Genomic DNA, 22,645 nt, shown 5'->3' on the forward strand with positions numbered 1-22,645 from the left:
CTGGCCTGATCTTCACCGACCTGTTTTCCGTCGTCACCGGCCTTCGATTGCCGCGGTGGGTGGCAGCTGCCACCCACCGCGGCAGTCGGCGAGCAGAACGCATGCCCGCGTCAGTGCTCGTAGATCAGCCCCTTGCCCGGGTACAGGTACAGGTGGCCGTCACTGTCGAGCGCCGCCACGTCGGCGTTGCCGTCGCCGTCGATGTCGCCCAGGGCGACGCTGCGGAACCCGCCCCAGCCGGCCCCCTGGTCGCGCGGCGCCCAGAACGACGTGTCCATGTCCTCGATGGTCCCCTTGCCGGGGTACAGGCTCAGTCGGCCGTCGGTGTCGCGGGCGGCCAGGTCGGCGTCGGTGCCGCCGTCGAGGTCGCCCAGCGCGACGCTGACGACCCCGTCCCACCCGTCGCCCTGGTCACGAGCCGCCCAGAACGACGGACCGTCGTCGTTGATGAAGCCCTTGCCCGGGTATATGTAGAGGTGGCCGTCGTTGTTGAGCCCGATCAGGTCGGCATCGGTGCCGCCGTCGAGGTTGCCCAGCGCGATGCTGCGGAACCCGCCCCACCCGTCGCCGTCGTCACGAGGCGCCCAGAACGACGAGCCTTCGTCTGCGATGACTCCCTTGCTGGGATAGATGTAGAGGTGGCCGTTGTCGTTGAGGCCGACCAGGTCGGCGTCGCTGCCGCCGTCGAGGTTGCCCAGCGCGATGCTGCGGAACCCGCCCCACCCGTCGCCGCCGTCACGGGCCGCCCAGAACGATGCGCCGCCGTCCACGATGGCCCCCCTGCTGGGGTAGATGTACAGGTGGCCGTCGTCGTTGAGACCGGCCAGGTCGGCGTAGCCGTCGCCGTTGATGTCGCCGAGCGCGATGCTGCGGAACCCGCCCCACCCGTCGCCCTCGTCACGGGGCGCCAGGAACGACAACGACGTCGGCACCGCCGTCTGCTCGGCTGCCCAGGTGGCGAGGTCGTCCAGGCGTGTGCCGGTGACGGCGGTGGTGCCCGCCGCGGTGTCAAAGCATCCGGCCTGGCCGGATTCGGTTTGGATGGCGACGATGTCGCCGTCGGCGTTGAGGACGGGGCCGCCCGCCGCGCCCTTGCAGACAGGGCCGGAGAAGGTTCCGCTCAGGGTGGTGGCGGCGACGGCGGCGACGGTGGTGCCGGCGGTCTGTTGCGTGTCGCTGGTCCAAGCGGTGGCGGTCCGGCTGTAGCCGATGGACGACAGCACCGCACCGACCGCCGGGGTGGTGCTGGACAGGTGCAACGCGGCGACGTCGGTGACGGCGCCGGCGAGTTTGGCCAGGACCACGTCCCGGTCGGTCCTGGGCACGAGCCGGGTGATCGCGATCGGGGCCTTGCCTGGCAGGACGAGATGCGCCTCACCGGCCGGCGGGCCGACCACCAGCGTGCCCTGACCGGAGTTCGGGGCGAAGCAGGCCCCAGCCGTCAGCGCCCAGCTGCCAGCGATGAGCGTCGCGGTGCAGCTTTTGCCGTCGGTGACGAGTTTGCCGACGGCCGGCTGCGCACCGGTGACAGCGGCCGGGCCGTCACCGGCGCGTAGCTGCAGCAGGATCGTCGGCGGGTTGTTCGGATCGGCGCCCAGGCCGACCTGGGTGCTGCCGTCGGGGTCGACGTCGACGGTGATCTCGTCACCGGCCTCGGTGGTCAGCTCGGCGGTCACCTCATGCCCGGTGCCGGCCCGCTGACCGTCGCCGCGGATCTCGTACACGCCAGGAACCTCAAGGTTCAACCAGCCCGCAGCAGCAGTCACCTTGAAACAGACCCGGCCGATGCCGTCGGCGCCGATCGTCTCGTCGGTGGTGTAGACCTTCAGCACACCGAAGTCCCCGGACGGCGGCGTCGCACAATCCGCGATCACGATATGCCCGTCGCCCGACAGCAACCGCACATTCTGCTCGGCGAGAATCGCCGCAGCACCCGGATACACGCCGTCTTCCACCAGCGACGCCGCAGGATCCGCATGGGCGGGACCCGTCACCGCCAACACACCCAGAGACGACGCCAGCACGACGGCCGAAAAAGCCGCACAGCGATGCCTTGTTCTCATTTTCACCCCCGTGAATATGCCGCGAGCCAGATCACCCTCAGCGCGCGCACGTTATCGCCCCGCGCGCACGACCGTCAATGGCGCGGCCAGAACCAGCCACAAAGGACACGACTTCGCCCGCACGAGTGTCGCGGGACAGCGGCGTCGGCAGCCGTGTCCCCATAATGGAGCGTGCTCACGCGCAGGTACTGCCGCATCGCGGCCGTCGTGTTCTTCCTGTTCGCCGCGTACCCGCTGGTCGTCAAACTGGCCGAACACCGGCTCGCACACGACTGGGCGCACGTGGTGCTGCACCTGCTGTCCATGCTGGCGGCGGTGTACGCCGGCTGGATCGCCGCGACGGACCTGCCGGCGCGGCTGTTCACGTGGGCGGTCGGCGTCGGGTACACGCTGCTGGGCACGGTCGGCTGGTTCATCGACGGCCTGCTCCTGACGACACCCCTGGCGATCCCGCTCGCGCCCGTCGACAACGTCTTCCACCTGGCCCTCGGGCTGGCCGCCCTGGCCGTGCTGGCCCGTGACCGGAACGTCCGCACCGTCCCCGGCACGAGCGGGCGGCTGGGCTGACGGCACCGCCGCGCAGGTCGGCAGGTTCGCCGTCCTCAGCCGGGCAGCAGCGCGGACACGGCCGACCCGAATATGAACGGCATGTCGCTGGACTGTTCCTCATCATCTCGGCAGGGCGGCCGTCGCTCGCCGCCCGATGCACGGCAACTCCCGCCATCGACCTCACCCGCGCCAAGGTCTCGCATTCGAACACCATCCCGGTGAAAGCAAGCAGGAACAACTGGGGCAGATTCCCCGGCTCGAGGCTCTTAACCAGGGTCGGGATCGTCCTTGAGCAACTCCTGGAAAATCTGCCACGCCCACTCGCGGGCTTCCACCAAGACCCACGGCGCACGGGGCACCGGGGCGGCGACTTCATCGAGTGGCACCACAAGGTGCCGCTGTCAGAGTCAGGCGCGGCCGTCACCCGCATCAGTGGCTTCGCCCTGCTCTGCTCGAACTGCCCTCGCATGGTCCGCCGACATCGTCCTTGGCTCACTTTCGACGAACTGGTCGGCCTGGTCGCGCAGTCTCGCGTTGCCGCCGCTCCGGCTGTTGTGTATTGCAGCAGCACGTAGCACTTGTTCCCGAGTGGCAGGCCCAACCGGCCCGCCGCGCTGGGGCGACCACGTGACCCGCAGCGCCAGCGTCGCCAGCAGCGCCGGCACGGTGTACGCGACGGGGGCGAAGCCGAAGAACCACCACCAGGGATCGCCGCCGCTTGCGATTCCGGTCATGGCCACCACCCAGGTGAGCCCGAGCATCGCGAATGGCCCAACGATGCCGACCAGCCAGGGCCGCCGCAGACGCAGTACCCACGCGACCAGCCACCCGACCGTGATCGCCGCGAGCATCGCGATGGCGACGGTGAGCAGGGCGACGGGAAGGCAGCCCAGGTGCGGCCGGTGGCAGTCCTCGGCGGGCAGCGCGACGAGGCGTGCTGCGGATATCGCGAGCAGTCCGGCGAGCGCACCGCGAGCGGCGGTGATCAAGTATCGCTTCAAGCTGCTCTCCTCGAGATCGTGTGCCAGGGCTGAAGGGGCCCGGCACCGATCCACGCACCCGGCCATGATCACCCTGGCCTGGTCACCATCGCACACAGCCCCGCCAGTCCGCAGTCCCGATCTGATCAAGCTGGCCCGAGCCACACGCCTGGCGAACACGATCCTGCCCGCCACCGCGACCCAGCGTTGGTGACCATGGTGACGACGACGATGCCGAGTTGTGCGAACCCTGGACCTACGGATTTGACGCGCACCAATCGGTGCACGGTTAAAACGGCGAGCCTGATCGCCTGCGGTCAATGAAGTTTGACGCCGCTGCTGTACTGCGGTCACGGCCGAGGTGACCAGACGGCGAGTTCGCCTCCCGGAAGACTCACGACCAACATGCCACCAGGCCCACTCGTGGTCCATGCCTCGTACTGGGGGTCAGGTCGGGCTTTGAGCACGTGACCGCTGCTGAATTCGATGCGAAGTGACCCGGACTTGAACGCCACGGAGGACAACACGTCGGCGTTGAAGACGGCGAGGCCGGCAGCCACGTCTTGGCGCTCGGGGTCCAAGGTGATCGTCTCGGGCCTCACCCCCGCGTCGACCCAGCCCAACGTGGCCTTGCCCGCGATTCGTACCTCGCCGACGTCGTCCAGGCGCAGGCCGAATGCGTAGTCCACGAGAATCTGAGTTACGCGAAGGCCACGAAACGGCAGAATCCAACGGTCCTCGTGTTCTACCAGGGCAGGCAACTGCTCAGTCACCTCGGCAGTGTGCCCGACGCTGGACGATCGCGGCGGGCGGCCCGCCTTACAAGCGGAGGGTCGCAGGTTCGAACCCTGCCACGCCCACCATCGGGACCAGGTCATTCCGCCTGGTCCCAACTGCTTTCCGGGCTCGGCTGCTTCGTCGCTCTCTCGCCGTGGTCGACCGCCATGAGCCGTGTTTCGCCGACTCTTATCGCACGGATATCGCACGCGAGATCGTTCTAGAACATCTCCAGTTGGCCGGGGTACCGCGCCGGTGGGTCCGGCTCTGGGAGGAAGTCTGCGGCTTCGATCGCGAGGCGGTCGATCGTGTCGACGGGCATGAGGAAGGCGATGTGCCAGGTCTCGTCGTCGTGGCCGATCAGCGCCGTGACGGTGTCGTCGTTGATGCACCAGTGGACTGGGATGCCGGCGGCGTCGCCGATCTGCAACGCGCGTCGGGCGGACCAGTCGGCCTCGCGGATAGATCGCAGGCGTGCGAGCTCGCTGAGGTGAGCCGAGAAGTGGAACTCCCACGACGGCGCTTGCAACATCACCGTCACGACAGCGGGATCGCCCTCCCCGCCAGGGTGAATCGACACCTTGACCATCGGAGAAGGATGGCAGACCTCGTTGCCTGTCTCACGCCTGGGAGGGGTCAAGCGCACCAGATGGTTGACCGTCGAAACTCAGCCGTGACCGCCTGCTGGGGCACGCTCGGTGCACGGTTCGATCTTGCCCGTCAGCCTTTGCCCCCGCCCGTGGCCGTGGCACCTAAGATCGAACGATGCCAGCACTGCACACGCCTGCTTTGACGTGGAAACTCGGAGGAATCGGTTGGGCGCATTTCACCTGGACATCGGGCGGAGAATCGGTGCACATTCGGACGTCCTACATCGGTGATGCGCTCAAGAACCTGCTGGCAGCCACCGTGGACCTCCAACTCGGCTCAAGTGCGACTTTCACGCACTTTCTTGACGAGCCCAGCGGACACCGAATGTTCTTCTCTGGCGTCGCAGACAACGCCATGTATGTCCAGATCGTCGAGTTCGACGACCTCTACTCCGAGGACAATAGGTGGGCTGGCGGTGTGCCCCGCTGGCACGGACGGGTCTCAGTGCCGCATTTCATTGACGCTGTTCGGGCTATGGCGGAGGCAGTGCTTGAGAAGCACGGCGAAGAGGGCTACCTCAAGTCATGGGTACATGCACCATTCCCCAGTCGTGAGCTGGCACTGCTTCAGCGCAACCCGTAGCGCCCGCCGCATTCCGTCCGCCGTCGACCCACACGTAGGGAACGCGGGTTCCGGCTCCCCTGTCCAGGTGCAGCGCCCACCGACGACCCCGGCCACTCAGGCACCGGTCACGAGCACCCCGCCGCCTCCGTGCACCCCGCCGCGACGATCCGTGTCGACAGCGAGCGCCCACCGGCACACCGCCGGCGGGCGCTCCCATAAGAACCGGTCGGCCGTCAGCCCGCGATGGTGAACACGTAATCGTAGGGAGCGGCGAAACGGGGCTCGCCGTTCGCGTCGTCGCCCAGGTACACCAGGACGTCCAGCACCATCGGCCCGGGCGGCAGGTTCGCCGTCCTCAGGCGGGCAGCAGCGCGAACACGGCCGACCTGAGCACGAAGCCCGGCATGGGCATGTCACTGGACTGTTCCTCGAACCAGTCCATCTGCCGGTCGGCCATCCAGGCGAACAGGCCGAGCGGGCCGAGGCAGGCGACCGCCACGATGCACACGATCGCCACGGCGGCGATGGCCACGATGACGGTGATGTTGCGCGCGGTGTTGTCAGGCTGCGGTGGGGTCGGTGTCACGGGCGGCAGCTTAGGACAGCCGCGCAGCCTGCGCATGCCCCCTGTCGGCAGGCCCGGGGCGGTGACAACCGCAGGTACGCCCCACGGCGTTCCACCACGCGACGGCAGACCGCCTCGCGGCACCGGCACATCACGCAAACGCGATCCGGCGGGTAAAGGAGCGGTGACGGTGAACGGGCAACCGACGTCCGGCGCGAGCGCGGTGATCGACCTCGGCGCGGGCTGGCAGCAACAGCAGCCCGGATCCGACCGGCCGCGCCCACGCGCCGTGCAGCGCCCACTGACGGCCGCCGTCGCCGTGGCCCTGGTGCTGGCGCTGGGCGGTGCGGCACCTGCACGCCGCCTGGACGAACTGGCCGCCATCACGCTGTCCCTGCAGGGCGACTTCCAGATCGTCGACGAAGTGCTGCTGGTACGCGACGCGGACCGGCTCGCCGGCTACAGCCTCGACGACGGCACGCAGCGCTGGAACATCGCGCTGCCCGGAATGGCGGGCAGCGGCATGGCACCCGCCGGGACCGTGCCCGGCCTGATGGTGACCGAGATGCAGGACAAGCTCACAGGCCACCGGACCACCTACGCCGTCGACGTCGCGACCGGCGCGATCAGATGGCAGGACGACGACCTGTCCCTGACACCGCTCGCCGACGTGGCGGTCGCGATCACGCCGACCGGCGAGGACCTCGCCTTCGCGCAGATCACCGTCCGGGACCTGCGCACCGGCCGACCGCGCTGGAGCGCGCAGAACGTCCTGCCGGCCGTCAACCACCTGGCCCTGCTGGCCGGCCCGGGCCCGATGCCGATCTGGACGCTGCAGACCACCGGCGAGCTGAGCGAGCGTGACCTGCGCGACGGGCGGCTGCTCCGCAGCCATCGGCTGGACCTGGGCGAGGCTGTGCCGGTCGACCTGAGCATCGTCGGCGACGAGCTGATCCTCGAGACGGTGCTGGGCGATACGAAGACGGTGGCACGGTACTCCACCGCCGACCTGGCACCTGTCCCGCTCACGGCACCGTTCGTGCGCCGCGCCGACTGCGGCGCGTACTGGTGCACGTCGTCGCTGTCGGCGGAGCTGGGGCCGACGGCGGATCCGGTCGAGATCGTCGACAAGGCCACCGGCGTCGTACGCCGGCGCTTCGCCGGGGGCAGCCTCGTCGTGCCGACACCCGTCGGGCTGCTGGTCGTCGGCCCGGAACCTCGCGGCCGCGGGCTCCCGGCGACCGCGCTGCTCGACGCGGCCACCGCCGAGCCGCTGGCCGACCTCACCGGCTGGAACGTCTACCTGGACTACCCCGGGACGGTGACGGTGCTGACCCGCGGTACGGGGCCGGGGCAGGTCGCCTGGCTCAGGCCCGGTGGCCTCGACATGGCGCAGCTGCCCGTGCCCGTGGACCGGTGCGTGTTCGCACCGCGGGCGGTCGCGTGTCCACACCCGGCGGGCGTCCTGACCGTGTGGCGGCGGACCGGCTGAGCACGGCGGCGCGCCGCGACCGAGGCGGTGGACCGGTCGGCGCTGCCCGCAACGGCGCCGACCGGCCCACCGATCGCCGGGTCAGCCGATGTTGGCCTGCGGTCCGGCGTAGGTGCGGAGCAGGTTCGGCACGTCGGCGGCCGGGTCGAGGGTGTAGGTGTAGAAACTGCTCGGCGTGAACGCCGACCCCAGCGTCTGCTGCTTGCCGGTGCAGTTGACGAGGATGCTGCCGCTCTGGCGCAGCTGCGCCGTCGAGTCGGGGTAGAACGGGTCCTTCACGTTCTCGAAGTAGCTGTTCTCCAGCACCATCTTCGTCGCGCCGCGGGCGTAGTTGCCGTACGAGGCGACGTTGCTCAGGTAGTTGTTGTACAGGTGGGCGTAGGCCACGTTGTCGGTGCTGGGGTTGCGCTGGTTGGTGTCCTTGATCCAGTTGTGGTGGATCGTCATGCGGGCGGTGACGTTCTCGGTCCAGCCGATGCCGAACGCCTTGTTGTTGCTCGCCAGCACGTTCCACGAGATCGTCAGGTAGCTGGTGTCCTTGCGGCTGTCGATCAGGCCGTCGTTCATCCGCGTGATCGTGTTGTGGTCGATCCACACGTGGTCGGCGGTGTCCATCTGGATCCCGTCGTAGTCGTACACCTTGTCGTCGGGGTCGTCGTCGGCCATCTGCGTGTCGCGGATGGTCAGGTTCCGGATGATGACGTTGCGGACGCCGGTGCCGAGGAAGAACCCGCCGCCGACGATGTGGCCACTGGTCCCGACCCCGACGATGGTCTTGTTGGAGGCGACCCGCAGCTCGGTGCCCTTGGGCGTGACGGTGATCGCGCCGCTGACCCGGATGACGTAGGGCTCGGTCGCGGTGACGTAGCGCTGCAGGTCGGCGAAGGTGCTGACAGTGACGGTCGCACCGGCCGCGCCGCCGGTGGTGCCGCCGCCGGTCGAGGCGAACCCGTCAGGGCTGCTGGACCAGGTCCGTCCGCCGGCACCGGTGAACGCCCACTGCTTGTTGGTGTTGGCGGTGCAGGTCTCCTGGATGATCGCCGCGCCGTTGGCGGTCGAGGCGTCCTTGAGGCTGACGCACAGCCCCGAGTGCACGCTGATGATCTGGTACGTGTTCGTGCCGCTGGCGACCAGCCGCCACTGCTGATTGGCCTGGCTTGACACGCAGCCGTACTGCTGCAGCTGCACACCGGAGACCGTGGACCAGCCGGGGATGTCCACACATTTGCCGCTGCTCACGTTGACCAGCTGGTAGTTGGAGCCGACCGCGGTCAGCCGGAACTGCTGCCACGGCGAGTTCGCGGTGCAGCCCCACTGCTGCAGCAGCGCACCGTTGGCCGACGACGCCCCCGGCACGTCGATGCACTTACCGCTCTTGGTCACCACCAGCTGGTACGCCACACCGATGGCAGGTGCGGCCTGCGCGGGCGAGGACGGCAGGCCGACGAGAGTCGCCAGCAAGGTCGCGGCGAGCGCCGCGAGGGCGTACCGCCGCCTGGTTCTGTTGTTGCTCATGACTTGTTCTCTCCTTGAGGGTGGGAGCGGCTCAGCCGACCGGGTTCCAGCCGTCGGTGCCGGCGAGGTATCTCTGCGGGGTGTAGTTCGGGGCGGCGGCATCCGACAGCTGCGGCCGGTTGCCGTTGGTGCCCGCGCCGGAACCGGTGTTGCGGTATTCGAGGAACCGCGCGTTCTGCCACGTGTTGGTCGACATGTCGGTCCACGGCTGCGCGGTGCGGATGGTCGCGGACAGGTTCGATTCGCGGAACAGCACCTGCGCGGCAGGCCCCCAGGGGCGGCCGAGCTGGGTGACGCCGTTGGCCGCGCCGGTGATCGTGCAGCGGTAGACGAGGATGCCGTAGACGTTGGCCGGGTCGGTGCGGGCCGCGGTGATCGGGCCGCCGCTGGTGCGCTTCTCGTGGATGGTGCTGGCGTTGAACACCGCGGTGCCGCCGCCGAAGATGAAGTCGACGGTCCCTTCGACGTACGAGTTCACGATGTAGGCGCGGTAGTTGTTGAGCAGCAGCGTGTCCTGGTTGCCGAGGAACCGGACGTTGTCGATCACGGCCCGGTCGCCGTTGAGGTTCGCGGCCACGGCCTGGCTGCCTTCGCCGTAGTCGTTGGCGATGGTCAGGTTCGTGGCGCGGAAGTCGCGGCCGTTGACGAACACGGTCGCGCTGCCGGAGGTGCCCCACCCGCCGGCGGAGCTGTGGTTGTTGACGATGACGGTGTTGCTCGCCGATCCGCCCATGCCCTGCAGGGTGATGTTGGGTTTGTTGGACGGGATGGTGACGATCTCCCGGTAGGTGCCTGCCTTGATGGTGATGACCTGGCGGGTGGTGCTGTTGACGGGTACGGCGTCGACGGCGGCCTGCACGGTGGTGTACTGGCCGGTGCCGTCGGCGGCGACGGTCGCATTGGCTCCGCTGCCGGCGCCGGTGAACGCCCACTGCTTGTTGGTGTTGGCGGTGCAGGTCTCCTGGATGATCGCCGCGCCGTTGGCGGTCGAGGCGTCCTTGAGGCTGACGCACAGCCCCGAGTGCACGCTGATGATCTGGTAAGTGTTCGTGCCGCTGGCGACCAGGCGCCACTGCTGGTTGGCCTGGCTGGACACGCAGCCGTACTGCTGCAGCTGCACACCGGAGACCGTGGACCAGCCGGGCACGTCCACACATTTGCCGCTGCTGACGTTCACGAGCTGGTAGTTCGACCCGACCGCGGTCAGGCGGAACTGCTGCCAGGGCGAGTTCGCCGTGCAGCCCCACTGCTGCAGCAGCGCGCCGTTGGCAGCCGACGCCCCCGGCACGTCGATGCACTTACCGCTCTTCGTCACCACCAGCTGGTACGCCACACCGGTGGCCGGTGCGGCCTGCGCGGGCGACGCGGACATCGCCGACGCTGCGCCCTGCGCGGCGATCGCGAGCACCACGGCCAGCCACAGCCTTGCTCTTGTCGGTTTCCCTGCCACTGCTGTTCCTCCTTCTCGAACGGTCAGGCCGTGGCGCCGTGTCGCGTGGCGCACCCGCTGCGGTGCCCGGATCGGCCTTTGTTTCGATATGGAGACGGCACGGCGTCGGGCGCGATAACAGAAACCGGCGAGTTTTCTCGCCCGACCCGACAAAGTCCATGCACCTCGGACGCTCGTGCCATGCCCTGCCCGCATGGCCGGACCAGGCGCGCCCCCGGCACGTGGCGGCGCGGCGGTAACCTCGTCGTCATGATCGAGAAAGTCAAGGTCGCCGCCGTCGGAGTGGGCAACGACGTTTCAGCACTCGTGCAGGGAATCGCGTTCTACCGCGCCTCCGGCAGCCTGGTCGGCATCTGCCGCCCCGTGGTCGACGGGCTCGGTGTCGGCGACATCGACTTCGTGGCGGCGTTCGCCGTCTCCGAGGCCAAGGTGGGCGCAGACCTCACCGAGGCGATCTTCATGGCTCCCAACAACTTTCCGCGTATCGGCGCCGAACTGCCGCGCTCGGGCGTGACCGTGGAGCGGGGCCTGACCGACGCGACCGAGGTCGACCGCGTCGCCAAAGCTCTGGCCGGTGCCGAGGTCGTGCTGTATGCCGCACCGTCCGGGCGGCCCGAGGTCGCCCGCGCCTACGCCGAGGCCGCGCTGCAGGCCGGGGCGGCGTTCGTCAACACCACCTCCGACGTCGTCGCCCGCGACCCGCAGTGGATCGAACGGTACGAGGCCGCGGGCCTGCCACTGCTCGGCGACGACCTGACCAGCCAGTTCGGCGCCTCGATCGTGCACAAGACGCTGCTGGGCCTGCTCGAGGAACGGGGCCTCACCCTGACGAGTTCCTACCAGGTCAACCTGGGCGGCACCGAGGACATCCGCAACCTGGCGGCCAACAGCGGCAGCAAGAAGCAGTCGAAGCTGAACGCCCTGGCCGCAGGCCACGCCGCGAACAAGGTCGAGATGGCGCCGATCGGGCACATCACGAGCCTGAAGTCGGAGAAGGTCGCCTACCTCAACATCGAGGCGCAGGGCTGGGGCGAGACGTCGATCAGTCTCGACATCAAGCTCAAGGTGCACGACCCGAGCGGCGCCGCAGGCGTCACCGTCGACCTGATCCGCATGGCCGCCGGTGCCCTGCGGGCCGGGCGCGGCGGCCACGTCCCGGCGGCGGCGACCATGCTCAAGTCCCCGCCCGGAACGACGGCCTGACCGGGCCGGGTCACGCCGGCGGCGGAACGTCGCCGCCGGCGGTCATCGACGCGCCCATCGTCTTGTCCTTGCGGTTGAGCAGGAACGTCGTCGGCGGCAGCTGCCCGGACGGGGCGCGTTCGCCGCGGGCGGTGGCCGGGTCGCCGCTGCGCAGCACCGTGGTCGCCCAGCCGTCCTGGCCCCACGAGTTGTCCGCGTCGTCGACGCCGCCGCCGACCTGGACGTCGCGGCCGTTGGCCAGGGCCAGGTTGTTCCGCAGCCGTGCGGAGGAGTACACGAACGCGAACCCGGTGCCGCCGTTGCGGTAGGCGGTGTTGTTGGTGGCCGTGAGCCGCCCCGGGTTGCTGGCCTCGGTGAAGCCGTAACCGGCGTTGTCCCACGACGCGTTGTCGACCACGACGTGCGCGACGGCCGGGGCGGGCGCGCCGCCGCCGAGTTTGATGCCGTTGCCGGGGCCGTTGAACGCGGCGATGTCCCACCGGTTGTGGCCGTTGCCGTAGGCCCAGTTGCCGACGACCGTCACCGGGTCGGTGAAGTTGCTCAGGTCCAGGCCGTCGCCGGAGTTCTCGGCGAACCGGCACCCGCGTACGACGTTGCCCGCCCCGGCGCCGTTCTTGATCGCCAGACCGTCGGCGCTGCCGCCGCGGTCGACGGTGTCGTGGTTGCGGGCGAAGTCGCTGTCGAGGACATGATTGCCCTGCGTGCCCGCATCGCGCAGGGTCAGCGCGGTGTCGCCGTTGTCGTGCAGCCACAGCCTGCGGAACACGTTGCCGCGGCAGGCCCGGCAGACGTAGGCGTGGCTGGGCGCGTTGCGCATCTCCAGGCCCTGCACGGTCCAGTACCCGCCGCGCTGGGTGATCAGCCACTGGCCGCCGGGCAGCGCGGAGCCGTCGACGACGGGCCGCTCCCCCACCAGGTTGCTGACGGTGATACGACGGCTCGCGGTGCCGACGATGGTGATCTCGACGGTCGCGGTCGGCCGGTGCGTACCCGCGCGCAGCGCGACGACCTGCCCCGGCTGCACCACCTGCACCGCTTTGGCCAGGGTGGCGTAGGGCCGGGCGGCCGTCCCCGGGCCGGTGTCGTCGCCGTCGGTGGCGACGTAGATGTCGGCGCTGGTGACGCCCTCGGCCGTCACCACATGGCGGGCGGGCGCGGGCGGTGCCGACGGTGACGGCGTCGCCGACCGAACAGGTGCGGCACTGGTCGCGGGCGCAGCCTGCGGCGGCGGGCCGGGTGTCGGCGGCGCGACCGCCGGTGGCGTGGTGCCGGAGACCGCCAGCACCGCGGCGGTGGCCGCGGCGACCCCGACGCCCGCCGTGCCGACGACCTTCACGTTGAGGTATCCGATCACGCGACGCACCGCGTCGACGGCCGGCGCCACCGCGCCGAGGCCGCCGCCCGACGTCGACGCGACGATCTCCGGGAGCCGCCCGGCGAGGACCGCAGGCACCGGCAGCAGCCACGGCAGCGCCAGCACCCGCACCGCCGGCACGCCCCGGCGGCCCGCGAGCAGGCACACCTCGCAGTCGGCCACGTGCCGGCCGAGCCGCTTGAGCCAGCGCGGCTCCGCGGTGCGATCCCAGGTCGCGGCCACCTCACCCAGGCCGGGACAGCGCGGCGTCGACCGCAGCGCCCGCAGCACCGTCAGCGCCAGGTCAAGGCGGGCCCGCATGCGCTGGACCCGCACGGCGGTATGCGCCGGACTCAGCGACAACGCCGCCGCGACCTCGGCACGGGTCATCGTCCCGGCGACCTCCTGCGACCACAGCGCCAGCGTCTGCCGCTCGGCCGGGTTCAGGAACCCGGCCGCATGCGCGATCAAGCGCAGCTCGCGGTCCAGGTCGACGCGGTCCTCGGCCAGCGCCGCGACATCGGTCTCCGGGTCGGGAGGCTCGGCGGCGTCGACGGCGAGGTCGATCGGCTGGGCGGCGCGGGCGCGTTGGCGGGCCAGGCGGCGCGCGCGTTCCTGGATCTGGCTGACCGCGATCGACACCAGCCAGGCTTTGAACCCGTCGGCGTCGCGCAGCCCGCGCAGGTGCCGCACCGCGCGCAACATGGTCTCCTGCACCACGTCGTCGACGTCAGGGTCGGCGCCCAAGGCGCGGCGGACCACCGCGTACACCAGGGGCAGGTGGTCGCCGAGCAGGGACTCCAGGGCATGCCGGTCGCCTGCGCGGGCTGCGGCCACGCGCGCGGCATCCGCCGTCGGGGACAAGGCGTGTCAACTCCTCGGTACGCGTATCGCGACCGGGACCGGGCCGGTCGGCACGTGCCCGACATGGTGACACCCGTGAATGTTCGTTGTAAAGCCGAACTAACCAGGTACCGACGTAGGTCTCGAAGGTCGACGAATCCACCCGACAGCGCCGACCCTGAATCCCGCCGTACGCTGCCGCCCGTCAGCGATAACGGCCGTCGAAGCCGGTGCCGTCACGCAGGCTCGTGAATCGCAACCCCACGATCGCTCCCGCCTCGACCATCCAGTGAAGGTCGTAGCAGGCTCGATAGTTCGGTGGCCAGAATGAGCAGAATCGCCCGTCGTCCACGGACCACTCGCCGTGGGTCTCGACTCCGCCTTCAACGTAGGTTGTGGCACCCGACGCGTCGAAGACCTGGGTAGCGCCGTCCTGGTACACGAACGGACCTGCGGTGACGGCTGCCGGAATCAGATCGGCGGACACCGGTTGGCCGTCGGCGACGTCGACGCCCGAAAACACGTTCATGATTTAACGTTACGTCGCCCGCGTGCCCCTGCAGGCCATTCGACGCTGCCGGCCGCCGCACGACCGGCTCCGCAACACCGAACGCACTGACGGCGGACTGCCGTCGAGGCCCGACGAACCCGAGGTCGTCACCGGATGATGTGGAACGTGAACTGTCTCACCGTCTCGCCCGCGGGCACGGTACGGATGTATCCGCGGACCCCCGCGTACGCGCCAGAGCCCCCCGTGATCGCGACGTCGACCGATGACGGGGCGGGTAGGCGCAACAGAGCCTGTGATGTCATCTGCCCGTCCGGGAGCGCAAACGTCCCCACGCACTGCAGTTCCTTGGGCTCGATGCGGACGTAGTTGCACAGCACACTGTGGTCGCCGACCTTCTTGTCGTCGCGGTACAGGTCCTCGGCGACGATGAACTGGTCACCCAGGCTGATGCCCTTCTGCCCCAGATCCAGGTTCAATGACTCGGTCTGCCTACCGACTATCTCCATGACCTCCTCATACCGGCTGGCGTGAACGCCGGCGGCCGGCGGTGAAGACGTGGCCGGCGTTGCCGAGACAGCGGCAAGGGCCGCGCTCAGGCCCAGCCCAGCGGTAAATCGGCGAGCCTGCACTCCGCGCATGGCAGCTCCCGCAACAGCGTAGACACGAATGCTCACGGACATGCCGTCCCGGCAGCCCGCCCGTGCGCCCATGATCCCGTGAGCTGCTCTTCCGGAGACCTCCAGATAACTGATTATCGCCCTGTATCAAGCAGCGCACCGAGCTTCGCGTGAATGCAGGTGCCGACTCTGGCAGCGCGCTGTTCAGCGGCCCGACCACGTGGCTGGACTGCGTCCTGCAGACCGCGAGCACGGGGCCCGGTGGCCTCCTCGTGGCGGGGGTCTACGCCCGTGTCGAAGCGCTCGGAGTGTGGTTCGTCGCCGCGCCACCTCGGACGCCAGTCTCACCCAGCCGCGGGGCCAGCGGCCACGGGATGCGGATGTCAGGTGTCTCCGGGCGCTTCGCCGACCATCCGAGGATCACGCGGTGCGTCGCCGATCCATCCATTCCTCGAAGTCGGCAGAGGTACGGATGCCGCCGTCGAGGACGGCAGTGTAAATGTCCCAACTGGATACACCTATGCCGTACTCGGGTCGCACGGCCCAGGCGTCCTCCACCACCAGGATCGCGGCACGGGTTTCCCCGGTCAATCTGGCAGGAATTTCCTCCCCCTGCCGGTGGCACCCATCGCATTAACCGATGACAACCACTTCCTGGTGTGCAGCGGTCGACCCGAGACCCGGTCGGGTTCCTACGCCGCCGTACCGACCGCACGTTCGAACTTTGGCCGGCCTGCTCGCGTACTGAAGAATCCCCCGCATGCCTAATGATCTTCACGGTGACGCCGCGGTCCGCCTCGAATGGCCCACTCGGGCCGACGAACGGCTGCGCAGCGAATGCCATCGCGTGATCACGGCCGTCGTCGAGCAGGGTGGCGCGATCGGCTGGCTGCAGGTGCCGTCCCGCGAGAAGACCGACGCGTGGCTCAACGGAGTCCTCCAGACCGCAAGTGCAGGGCGTGGCGGCCTCGTCGTGGCGCGGGTCGACTCGCGCGTCGAAGCACTCGGAGCATGGTTCGCCAACCAGCCCGGACCCGTGGGCCACGTCGCAGAACTGACCAAGGTGATGGCCCACCCGGACGCACGCGGCCTCGGCCTGGGCAAGCGGCTGGTCCCCGCCCTGGTGAACGCCTGCGCCGACGCCGGGATGGAGGTGATCACCCTGGGCGTACGCGGCAACAACCACGGCGCGATCGCACTGTACGAGGCCTGCGGCTTCCGCACGTGGGGCGTCCTGCCCAACGCCGTCGCGGTCGACGAACTCCGCTTCGACGACGTCCGCATGTTCCTGCCGCTGCCCCTGCCCGACGGCGTCCGCATCCACGGATCCGCCGCGGGCGGTCCGGGAGGCTCCGACCGCGGGTCCTCACCGACTTCCCGCCACGAACAGGACTAAATCCCCCAGAATGGGCAGGGTGAGGAGTCGCCCGTGCTCGCCGTACTGATGCTCGGCCTGGTCCTGGTCATCTGGGCCGTGCTCGCCCGACCGGCGCAGCGCTACAGCGTCACCGTGCCCATCGCCATGGCCGCCTCCGGCCTCATCCTCACCAACGGCACCTATCCCCTGGTCGATGTCGAGGTCACCGGACCCGTCGTCCGCCACCTCATCGAGATCACCCTCGCCCTGGTCCTGTTCACCGACGCCACCGACATCAGCATGCGCTGGCTGCGCGAGACCGGCCGCGTACCCATGCGCATGCTCTTCATCGCATTCCCACTGACCGTGCTACTCGGCTTCGCCGCCGGCGTCCCACTGCTACCCGGCGCCGGCTGGTGGGTCTGCGCCATCTGCGCCGCCGTACTCGCCGCCACCGACTCCACCCCGATCCTGCCGATGCTGCACGACCAGCGTCTGCCCTCCGGCATGCGCCACACCATCACCGTCGTCAGCGGCCTCGACGACGGCATCGCCGCACCCCTCGTCCTGCTGCTGCTCGCCGGCGCGATCGGCACCACCGACCTGGAAAGCGTCCTGCTGGAACTGCTCATCGCACTCGTCGCGGGTCTGATCACCGGCTACGGCGGGGCAAGGCTGCTCACCCTCGCCCGCCAGCGCGGCTGGAGCACCGAGGAAGCCGAACGTGTCGGCCTGCTCGCGGTGGCGATCACCGCGTTCGCGATGGGCGAGGTGCTCCACGGCAACGGCTTCGTCGCCGCGTTCGTGGCCGGGCTGGCCGCCCGCGCCACCGCGCCGCACATGCCGCGTGCAGCGCTGCAGACCGTGTCGGACACCGCACTGGTGCTGTCGGCGGCGGTCTGGTTCGTGTTCGGGTCGCTGATCGTGCCCGCGTTCACCGACGGCCTGGAGTGGCGGGTGTTCGTGTACGCGTTCCTGTCGCTGACACTGATCAGAATGCTGCCGGTGGCGCTGTCACTGCTGGGCAGCCACGTGCCGTGGCGCGAACGCTGGGCGCTGGGCTTCTGGGGACCGCGCGGGCTGGACAGCATGGTGCTGGGCATCATCGCCCTGGAACAGCTGTCGGGCCTGGACGCCGACTGGGTCGCCGACGTCGTCGTAGTCGTGATCAGCCTGAGCATCCTCGTCCACGGGCTGAGCGCCCGCTACTTCGCCTCCTGGTGGGACCGGCGCAGCCGCGCCCTCACGGGGTCGGCCAGCCCTTCCGGCGACTAGCGGAGCTTGGGCGTCTTACGATCCGACGTGTGGTGGTGCAGGGAGCGACAGATCACTGGATCGGCGTGGTCCTGTCGCGGTCAGGTCGAGGTCGTCGGCGGTGGGAGCGAAATAACCGGCGATCGTGTCGACGTCGACACCGGCGAGGCTGGCCGGCTTCCAGCGAGGGCTGCGATCCTTGTCGATGATCTGGGCGCGTACCCCTTCGGCGAAATCCGCCGACCTCAGCATCGCCGCCGACAGCCGGTACTCCTGCTCCAGCGCCGCTTCCAGCGACGGCAGTCCGGCCGCGGTGCGCAGCGACCGCAAGGTGACCACCAGCGCGGTCGGGGACCTGGCGGCGATCTCTTCCGCGGCCGCGCGCGCCGCAGGGGCGGGGTCGGATCGCAGCCGGTCGAGGATCTCGGGTACGGAGTCGGCGGCATAGCACCGGTCGATCCATTCCCGGCAGGCCGCGAGCTCTCCCTCCGGCGGACAGAGCGCGTACGAGGCCACGGCGCCGTCGGCGTCGGCGTCTGCCAGCGCCCCGGCCAGTCGTGCCAGCTGCTCGGCGGGCACGAAGTGGTCGGCGAGTCCGGCGTGAACGGCATCGGCGGCCCCGATCGACGTTCCGGTCAGGGCCAGGTGTGTGCCGACCTGCCCAGGCGCGTGCGACAGCAGCCAGCTGCCGCCGATGTCGGGGTGGAAGCCGATGCCGACCTCCGGCATCGCCAGTCGCGAGCGTTCGGTGACGATCCGGACGCCGGCGTGTGCGGAGATCCCGATGCCGCCGCCCATCACCAGGCCGTCCATCCAGGCCACGATCGGTTTGCGGTATCGGGCGATCGCGGCGTTGAGCCGGTATTCCCGCGCCCAGAAGTCCAGTGAGGCGCTACCACCGGACACCGCGTCGGCGTGGATCGCGCGGATGTCCCCACCCGCGCACAGCCCTCGCTCACCGGCACCGGTGAGCAGCACCGTCCGGACCCGGTCGGTGGCGGCCCACAGGTCGAGCACCTGCTGCATGATCCTGACCATCTCGGTGGTCAGCGCGTTGATGGCCCGCGGCCGGTTGAGGGTGATCACGCCCAGGTGGCCGGTGAGCCGGGTCGACACCGGCGGAGGGGCATTCACTCGGCAGCCTCTCTCGCGGGCACCAGGATCCCTTCGACCAACTCCACGAAGATCATTACGATATCAGTATCACCTGCCGATGGACGCGCGATGAGCCTTGGCATCCTCATCCACGGGCCGAGCGCGCTGCATCGCTCGCTGGTGGGACCGGCTCAGGCGCACTCCGGCCGGTATGCCCCGGCGGACGCCGCCGCGTCGTGGTGTGCCGCATCGACATGAGTGCCGGACGTGGTGCAGTGAGCCGCCCGGTTCAGGGTTCGACTGATGTAATCCGAATCCTGAACCGGGCGGCGGGTTGCGCCCAGAGATCTTCGACGGTGCGTTGGCGTCGTCCGGCTTGCAGTATCCGCATCGACCCGGGAAGGAACCGGCATCGGGTTGCTTGCGGGCGGCAGACCGGTATCAGATCAACATGGGTCTTTTGACCCACGGTTCGTCAGATAGTAATCCGAGACCCAGCCGTAGTAGTTGCCGCTGCCGCTGTTTTTACGGACCCAGGACCACGTGTGAACGCCGTTCACCGTATCGCCCTGGTCGTAGCACATCATCTCCAACTGGTGTCCGTTGGCGAGAGTCCCAAAACTCGTGCAGTTGACGTGGGGCCCGAAGCGGAAATGCACCCCGCTCGGGGCTCCGGTCACCGATTCGTACTGGATCGTTGGCCCGTTGTAGGCCTCGTGCCCACAAGTTGCCTGGGCAGGCCCGGCCATGACCGCCGTCAAACCGGTGCTTGCCGCCAACACCACGACTGCCTTCGCCGCCAGTGCACGCAGCGGTCGTTTCTTTCCGACCCACATAGGGTCCCCCCCGTTGTGTTATGGAATTACCATGATCGATGAATCACCATAGATCTTCGATCTGATCAATGTCAATGCATCACACGAACCGGGCGCTGAGGCGGCAGTCTGCCGGCCCGGCTCAACGGCGGACTCGGCGGGCGAGCGCGGCATTGGTCGTCGCGACACCCTTGATGATCGCCTGTTCGGCCGGGTGCATGCGATCCAGCAGCAGCACCGAGTTGTACGCCGCCTCGTCCGGCCCGACCGTGGCAATCGCCTCCCACATCTCGATCGCCGCGACCACCGCGTAGTGCGGGTCGGCCGGCGGCCGGCGGCGGCCCGGCGGGTCGCACAGCACGCCGAGCATCAGCGAGCGCGGCCGGGCGGCGACGAACGGGTCGACCGCCACGAGGCGGTACTGCCGGCTGAGCAGGCCGCGCTGCACCTCCTCGATCACCGCCTGGCGCTTGAGCCGGTCGGCGACGAGCACGTACAGGTCCTCGCGCAGGTAGTCGATCCACGACGCGGCGGGGTGCAGGACCGGCTCCTGCGAGGCGATCTTGCCGAGCACGTGGTCGAGGACCGGGTCGCCGGTGAAGGTGGGGGTGGGTGCGCACGAGCACCGCGCCCTCGTCCACGGCCTGTCCGCGCGCTACTTCGCCCGCTGGTGGGGCCGACACATACGCACCCCCGGTGACACGGCCCCGGGGCGGCCACGCCTGACACTGCTACGCCGGTTCGGTCAGCGGTCGCCCTGCGCGGCGCGGCGTTCGGCCTCGTACCGCTGGTTGAGCTCGAGGGCTTCCTGGAGCTGGTCCTCCAGGATGATGATGCGGCACGCAGCCTCCACCGGCGTGCCCTGATCCGTGATCTCACGGACCCGGGCGGCCAGCCGCAGCTGGTAGCGCGAGTAGCGGCGGTGACCGCCGTCGGAGCGCGCCGCGACGAACAGATCGCCCTCCAGCGAGCGCAGGAAGGCCTGCGTCACGCCGAGCATGTCGGCTGCCCGGCCCATCGTGTACGCGGGGTAGTCGTCGTCGTCGAACTTGTCGGCCGAAGCCTTATCCGCAGAGGTCATAGGCACCTTTCCTAGAACGCAGGTAAGGATCCCGGCGCCTGGCGGCGCCGGGATCCTTTGGGAGATCGAGTTACATACCATCGCCGGTCACGTGCACCGGCTCATCGTGTTCCCGAACCCGCCGACTTTCGCGGGTGTACGGGGATCGCGTGGATACGACCGGGGACCACCTTCCGTTCGGGGTCTGCGGCCCGCCGACGGCGACGCCGGGCGGGGATCCGATGGCACCTACTCCTCTCGTCTTAACCTGAAATACTTGATCAACTGCTGGTCGTGCGGTCTTGCGACTACCGGTCATGCCATACCGGGTCGACCCCGGTCCTTCACCCGACTCGCGGTCCCGAAGCCCCTTTCGCCTGCATGGCCTCGCGACCCGAACCCGTCGGGCGGTCCTGCTTCCTACGTCGTGCGCCAGTTCGCCTGCCGCATTCGATAGATCTTCGTTCGCAACGAGTGGAACATTACCTACGCCCCTCGCAGATGTCTACTACCGCCGCTGAAGATTTTCGGGATCGGCGAGTCGCCACTGTCAGCTTCCCGGTGTCCCGGTTGCCACCTGAACGAAGTAGCCTCCTCACCGGGCGACGGCGGGCCCCGGGCATCGAGCTGCTGCAGTCCAGCTACCACTGCAGGTCGTTCGCCCTGTATGCCGGCATGGGCTTCGAGTTCCGCGAGACATCGGCCTGCCGTCAGTGCCCGCCGTTGCCGCAGCCCGCCGGCACTGCGATCAGATGACCCGACAAAGCCTGGTTCTGTTTTCCGGGCCATGCCTACGTCCGCCTGGTTTCCACTGTCGCGCGCACCTCCCGGAATGGGGACTGCCGCACTCAAGATCTACCGCCGCGACGACGTACTGCATTGACACCCGCGTTCCGGGACGTCCCAAGAGACGGGAGTCGGGCGGCCCAAATTTCGGGTACGACGGCGCAGGCCGGCCCGCCTGCGACACGCTCAGCGCGGTCGACGTCGACAACGGCGGCAAGGCAGACCTCGTCGGCCGTGTCGACAACCGCTGTGGATCAAGCTCAGAATCCGGCGAGGAACATCAGCCCTGCGATCACGAGGCCGGCTTCGACCAGGTGCACGAACACCTTGTCGCTGATCTTGCCGACAATCCTCTTGCCGGCCCAGGCTCCAGCCAGGGTCGCCGGGATCAGGGCCAGGCCCAGTCGGAGTACCTGACTGGTGAGCAGGTCACCGGCACCGTAGGCGGCGATCTTCGCGCAGTGCAGGGTCAGCGCACACGCGGCCTCGGTGCCGATGTAAGCGGTCCGGCGCAGGCCCTTGGCGAGGAAGAACGGAGCGGTGAGCGGGCCGACGGAGCCCAGCAGCGCGGAGCCGAACCCGGAAACCACGCCCACGCCGACGAACGCCCTGTCTGAGGGCGGTTTCGGGTGCGGATTCGACCGCCGCCACACCACCACCGCAAGCAGGAAGACGCCCAGAAGTCGTTTGAGTGGCGCCAGGGGCGCGTGCGCGAGGAGTAGACCCCCCGCGACGGCCAGGGGCACCGCGCCGACGGCGAATCGGCCGATCAGTTGCCATCTCAGTTCGCGACGGTTGAACCAGACCCGCCCGCCGTTGCTGGCCAGCTGTGCGATCGTGAGAACCGGGACAGCGACCCGCAGCCCGAAGAGACCGGTGAACACCGGAAGCAGCAACACGCCACCGCCGAAGCCTGCGACCCCAGACAACAGCGCCAGTATGAACGCGGCCACTGAAGCCCACGCCAAAGTCAGGATCACCGTTGCATCCCGCCTCCTACGCCCAGGGCCGCGGATCTCTGCCGAGATCACCAACAAGCTGCGCCGCGGCGTGCACCGCAGCGTCACCGCCCCTGGAGAAATACATACGGGCGTGGCTGGACGTGTGAACCGAGCAGCCACGCCCGTATGTGTGGACCAGGACC

The 22,645-nt window shown here is 69.2% G+C and carries 20 protein-coding genes and 1 pseudogene; 6 read left to right on the top strand and 15 right to left on the bottom strand.

Translation table 11 applies throughout. The features are described from left to right. Positions 1-110: 110 nt before the first annotated feature. Positions 111-1,994, bottom strand: coding sequence for a trypsin-like serine protease (locus tag FLL47_RS00540; RefSeq protein WP_246157409.1), 1,884 nt, complete (start codon positions 1,992-1,994; stop codon positions 111-113). A gap of 240 nt (positions 1,995-2,234) precedes the next feature. On the opposite strand from FLL47_RS00540, the gene FLL47_RS00545 reads away from it, so the two are divergent. Then, positions 2,235-2,630 carry a hypothetical protein gene (locus tag FLL47_RS00545; protein ID WP_144118396.1) on the top strand — a complete coding sequence of 132 codons (396 nt, stop codon included), beginning with the start codon at positions 2,235-2,237 and terminating at the stop codon, positions 2,628-2,630. A gap of 389 nt (positions 2,631-3,019) precedes the next feature. On the opposite strand, the gene FLL47_RS00550 is transcribed toward FLL47_RS00545, so the two are convergent. The 3 genes from FLL47_RS00550 to FLL47_RS00560 form a co-directional block, all read right to left on the bottom strand. Further along, positions 3,020-3,601: a hypothetical protein gene (locus FLL47_RS00550; protein ID WP_144118397.1), complete on the bottom strand. Its 582-nt coding sequence runs from the start codon at positions 3,599-3,601 to the stop codon at positions 3,020-3,022. A gap of 341 nt (positions 3,602-3,942) precedes the next feature. Further along, positions 3,943-4,365 (bottom strand): DUF6188 family protein, encoded by a 423-nt coding sequence (locus FLL47_RS00555; RefSeq protein ID WP_144118398.1) that lies wholly within the window; start codon positions 4,363-4,365, stop codon positions 3,943-3,945. Between the two features lie 224 nt (positions 4,366-4,589). Next, positions 4,590-4,958, bottom strand: coding sequence for a hypothetical protein (locus FLL47_RS00560; RefSeq protein WP_144118399.1), 369 nt, complete (start codon positions 4,956-4,958; stop codon positions 4,590-4,592). A 176-nt stretch (positions 4,959-5,134) separates the two neighbouring features. Between FLL47_RS00560 and FLL47_RS00565 the strand changes: the two genes are divergently transcribed. Continuing rightward, the gene (locus FLL47_RS00565; protein ID WP_144118400.1) at positions 5,135-5,602 is read left to right on the top strand and encodes a hypothetical protein; all 468 of its coding nucleotides are present in this window, start codon (positions 5,135-5,137) and stop codon (positions 5,600-5,602) included. A 337-nt stretch (positions 5,603-5,939) separates the two neighbouring features. Here the strand turns inward: FLL47_RS00565 and FLL47_RS42635 are convergent, their stop codons facing one another. After that, positions 5,940-6,170 carry a hypothetical protein gene (locus FLL47_RS42635; RefSeq protein ID WP_186315499.1) on the bottom strand — a complete coding sequence of 77 codons (231 nt, stop codon included), beginning with the start codon at positions 6,168-6,170 and terminating at the stop codon, positions 5,940-5,942. 169 nt (positions 6,171-6,339) lie between these two features. Here FLL47_RS42635 and FLL47_RS00570 point away from each other — a divergent pair, with 169 nt between their 5' ends. Next, positions 6,340-7,641 (top strand): outer membrane protein assembly factor BamB family protein, encoded by a 1,302-nt coding sequence (locus FLL47_RS00570; RefSeq protein ID WP_186315500.1) that lies wholly within the window; start codon positions 6,340-6,342, stop codon positions 7,639-7,641. Positions 7,642-7,722: 81 nt separating this feature from the next. Here FLL47_RS00570 and FLL47_RS00575 read toward each other — a convergent pair whose 3' ends face one another. Beyond that, positions 7,723-9,156 carry an RICIN domain-containing protein gene (locus FLL47_RS00575; RefSeq protein ID WP_144118402.1) on the bottom strand — a complete coding sequence of 478 codons (1,434 nt, stop codon included), beginning with the start codon at positions 9,154-9,156 and terminating at the stop codon, positions 7,723-7,725. A gap of 31 nt (positions 9,157-9,187) precedes the next feature. Continuing rightward, positions 9,188-10,606 (bottom strand): pectinesterase family protein, encoded by a 1,419-nt coding sequence (locus FLL47_RS00580; protein ID WP_246157410.1) that lies wholly within the window; start codon positions 10,604-10,606, stop codon positions 9,188-9,190. 249 nt (positions 10,607-10,855) lie between these two features. Here FLL47_RS00580 and FLL47_RS00585 point away from each other — a divergent pair, with 249 nt between their 5' ends. Further along, positions 10,856-11,809 (top strand): inositol-3-phosphate synthase, encoded by a 954-nt coding sequence (locus tag FLL47_RS00585; RefSeq protein WP_144118403.1) that lies wholly within the window; start codon positions 10,856-10,858, stop codon positions 11,807-11,809. Positions 11,810-11,819: 10 nt separating this feature from the next. On the opposite strand, the gene FLL47_RS00590 is transcribed toward FLL47_RS00585, so the two are convergent. From FLL47_RS00590 to FLL47_RS00600, 3 genes are all read right to left on the bottom strand, one after another. Further along, on the bottom strand, positions 11,820-14,027 hold the full coding sequence (locus tag FLL47_RS00590; protein WP_144118404.1) for a sigma-70 family RNA polymerase sigma factor: 2,208 nt from the start codon (positions 14,025-14,027) through the stop codon (positions 11,820-11,822). 184 nt (positions 14,028-14,211) lie between these two features. Beyond that, positions 14,212-14,535, bottom strand: a complete 324-nt coding sequence (locus FLL47_RS00595) for a hypothetical protein (RefSeq protein WP_144118405.1) — start codon at positions 14,533-14,535, stop codon at positions 14,212-14,214. Positions 14,536-14,663: 128 nt separating this feature from the next. Continuing rightward, complete coding sequence (locus tag FLL47_RS00600; protein ID WP_144118406.1) at positions 14,664-15,155, bottom strand: allene oxide cyclase barrel-like domain-containing protein; 492 nt, start codon at positions 15,153-15,155, stop codon at positions 14,664-14,666. Between the two features lie 739 nt (positions 15,156-15,894). Between FLL47_RS00600 and FLL47_RS00605 the strand changes: the two genes are divergently transcribed. Next, positions 15,895-16,530, top strand: a complete 636-nt coding sequence (locus FLL47_RS00605; protein ID WP_144118407.1) for a GNAT family N-acetyltransferase — start codon at positions 15,895-15,897, stop codon at positions 16,528-16,530. A 33-nt stretch (positions 16,531-16,563) separates the two neighbouring features. Then, a complete protein-coding gene (locus FLL47_RS00610; RefSeq protein ID WP_144118408.1) occupies positions 16,564-17,766 on the top strand; it encodes a cation:proton antiporter in 1,203 nt (400 codons plus the stop codon). 15 nt (positions 17,767-17,781) lie between these two features. On the opposite strand, the gene FLL47_RS00615 is transcribed toward FLL47_RS00610, so the two are convergent. The 5 genes and pseudogenes from FLL47_RS00615 to FLL47_RS00640 all read right to left on the bottom strand — a co-directional run bounded on the left by FLL47_RS00615 (position 17,782) and on the right by FLL47_RS00640 (position 22,481). Next, the gene (locus FLL47_RS00615) at positions 17,782-18,879 is read right to left on the bottom strand and encodes an enoyl-CoA hydratase/isomerase family protein (protein ID WP_144118409.1); all 1,098 of its coding nucleotides are present in this window, start codon (positions 18,877-18,879) and stop codon (positions 17,782-17,784) included. Positions 18,880-19,286: 407 nt separating this feature from the next. Continuing rightward, positions 19,287-19,676, bottom strand: coding sequence for a hypothetical protein (locus FLL47_RS00620; protein ID WP_144118410.1), 390 nt, complete (start codon positions 19,674-19,676; stop codon positions 19,287-19,289). A 121-nt stretch (positions 19,677-19,797) separates the two neighbouring features. Beyond that, positions 19,798-20,256 (bottom strand): annotated as a pseudogene (locus FLL47_RS00625) (GPP34 family phosphoprotein); the annotation flags it as partial. Positions 20,257-20,400: 144 nt separating this feature from the next. Beyond that, positions 20,401-20,736, bottom strand: a complete 336-nt coding sequence (locus tag FLL47_RS00630) for a MerR family transcriptional regulator (RefSeq protein ID WP_144118412.1) — start codon at positions 20,734-20,736, stop codon at positions 20,401-20,403. A gap of 1,025 nt (positions 20,737-21,761) precedes the next feature. Continuing rightward, positions 21,762-22,481 carry a sulfite exporter TauE/SafE family protein gene (locus tag FLL47_RS00640; protein WP_144118413.1) on the bottom strand — a complete coding sequence of 240 codons (720 nt, stop codon included), beginning with the start codon at positions 22,479-22,481 and terminating at the stop codon, positions 21,762-21,764. Between the last annotated feature and the right edge of the window lie 164 nt (positions 22,482-22,645).

Source organism: Catellatospora sichuanensis, assembly GCF_007483665.1.
GTDB classification, from domain to species: domain Bacteria; phylum Actinomycetota; class Actinomycetes; order Mycobacteriales; family Micromonosporaceae; genus Catellatospora; species Catellatospora sichuanensis.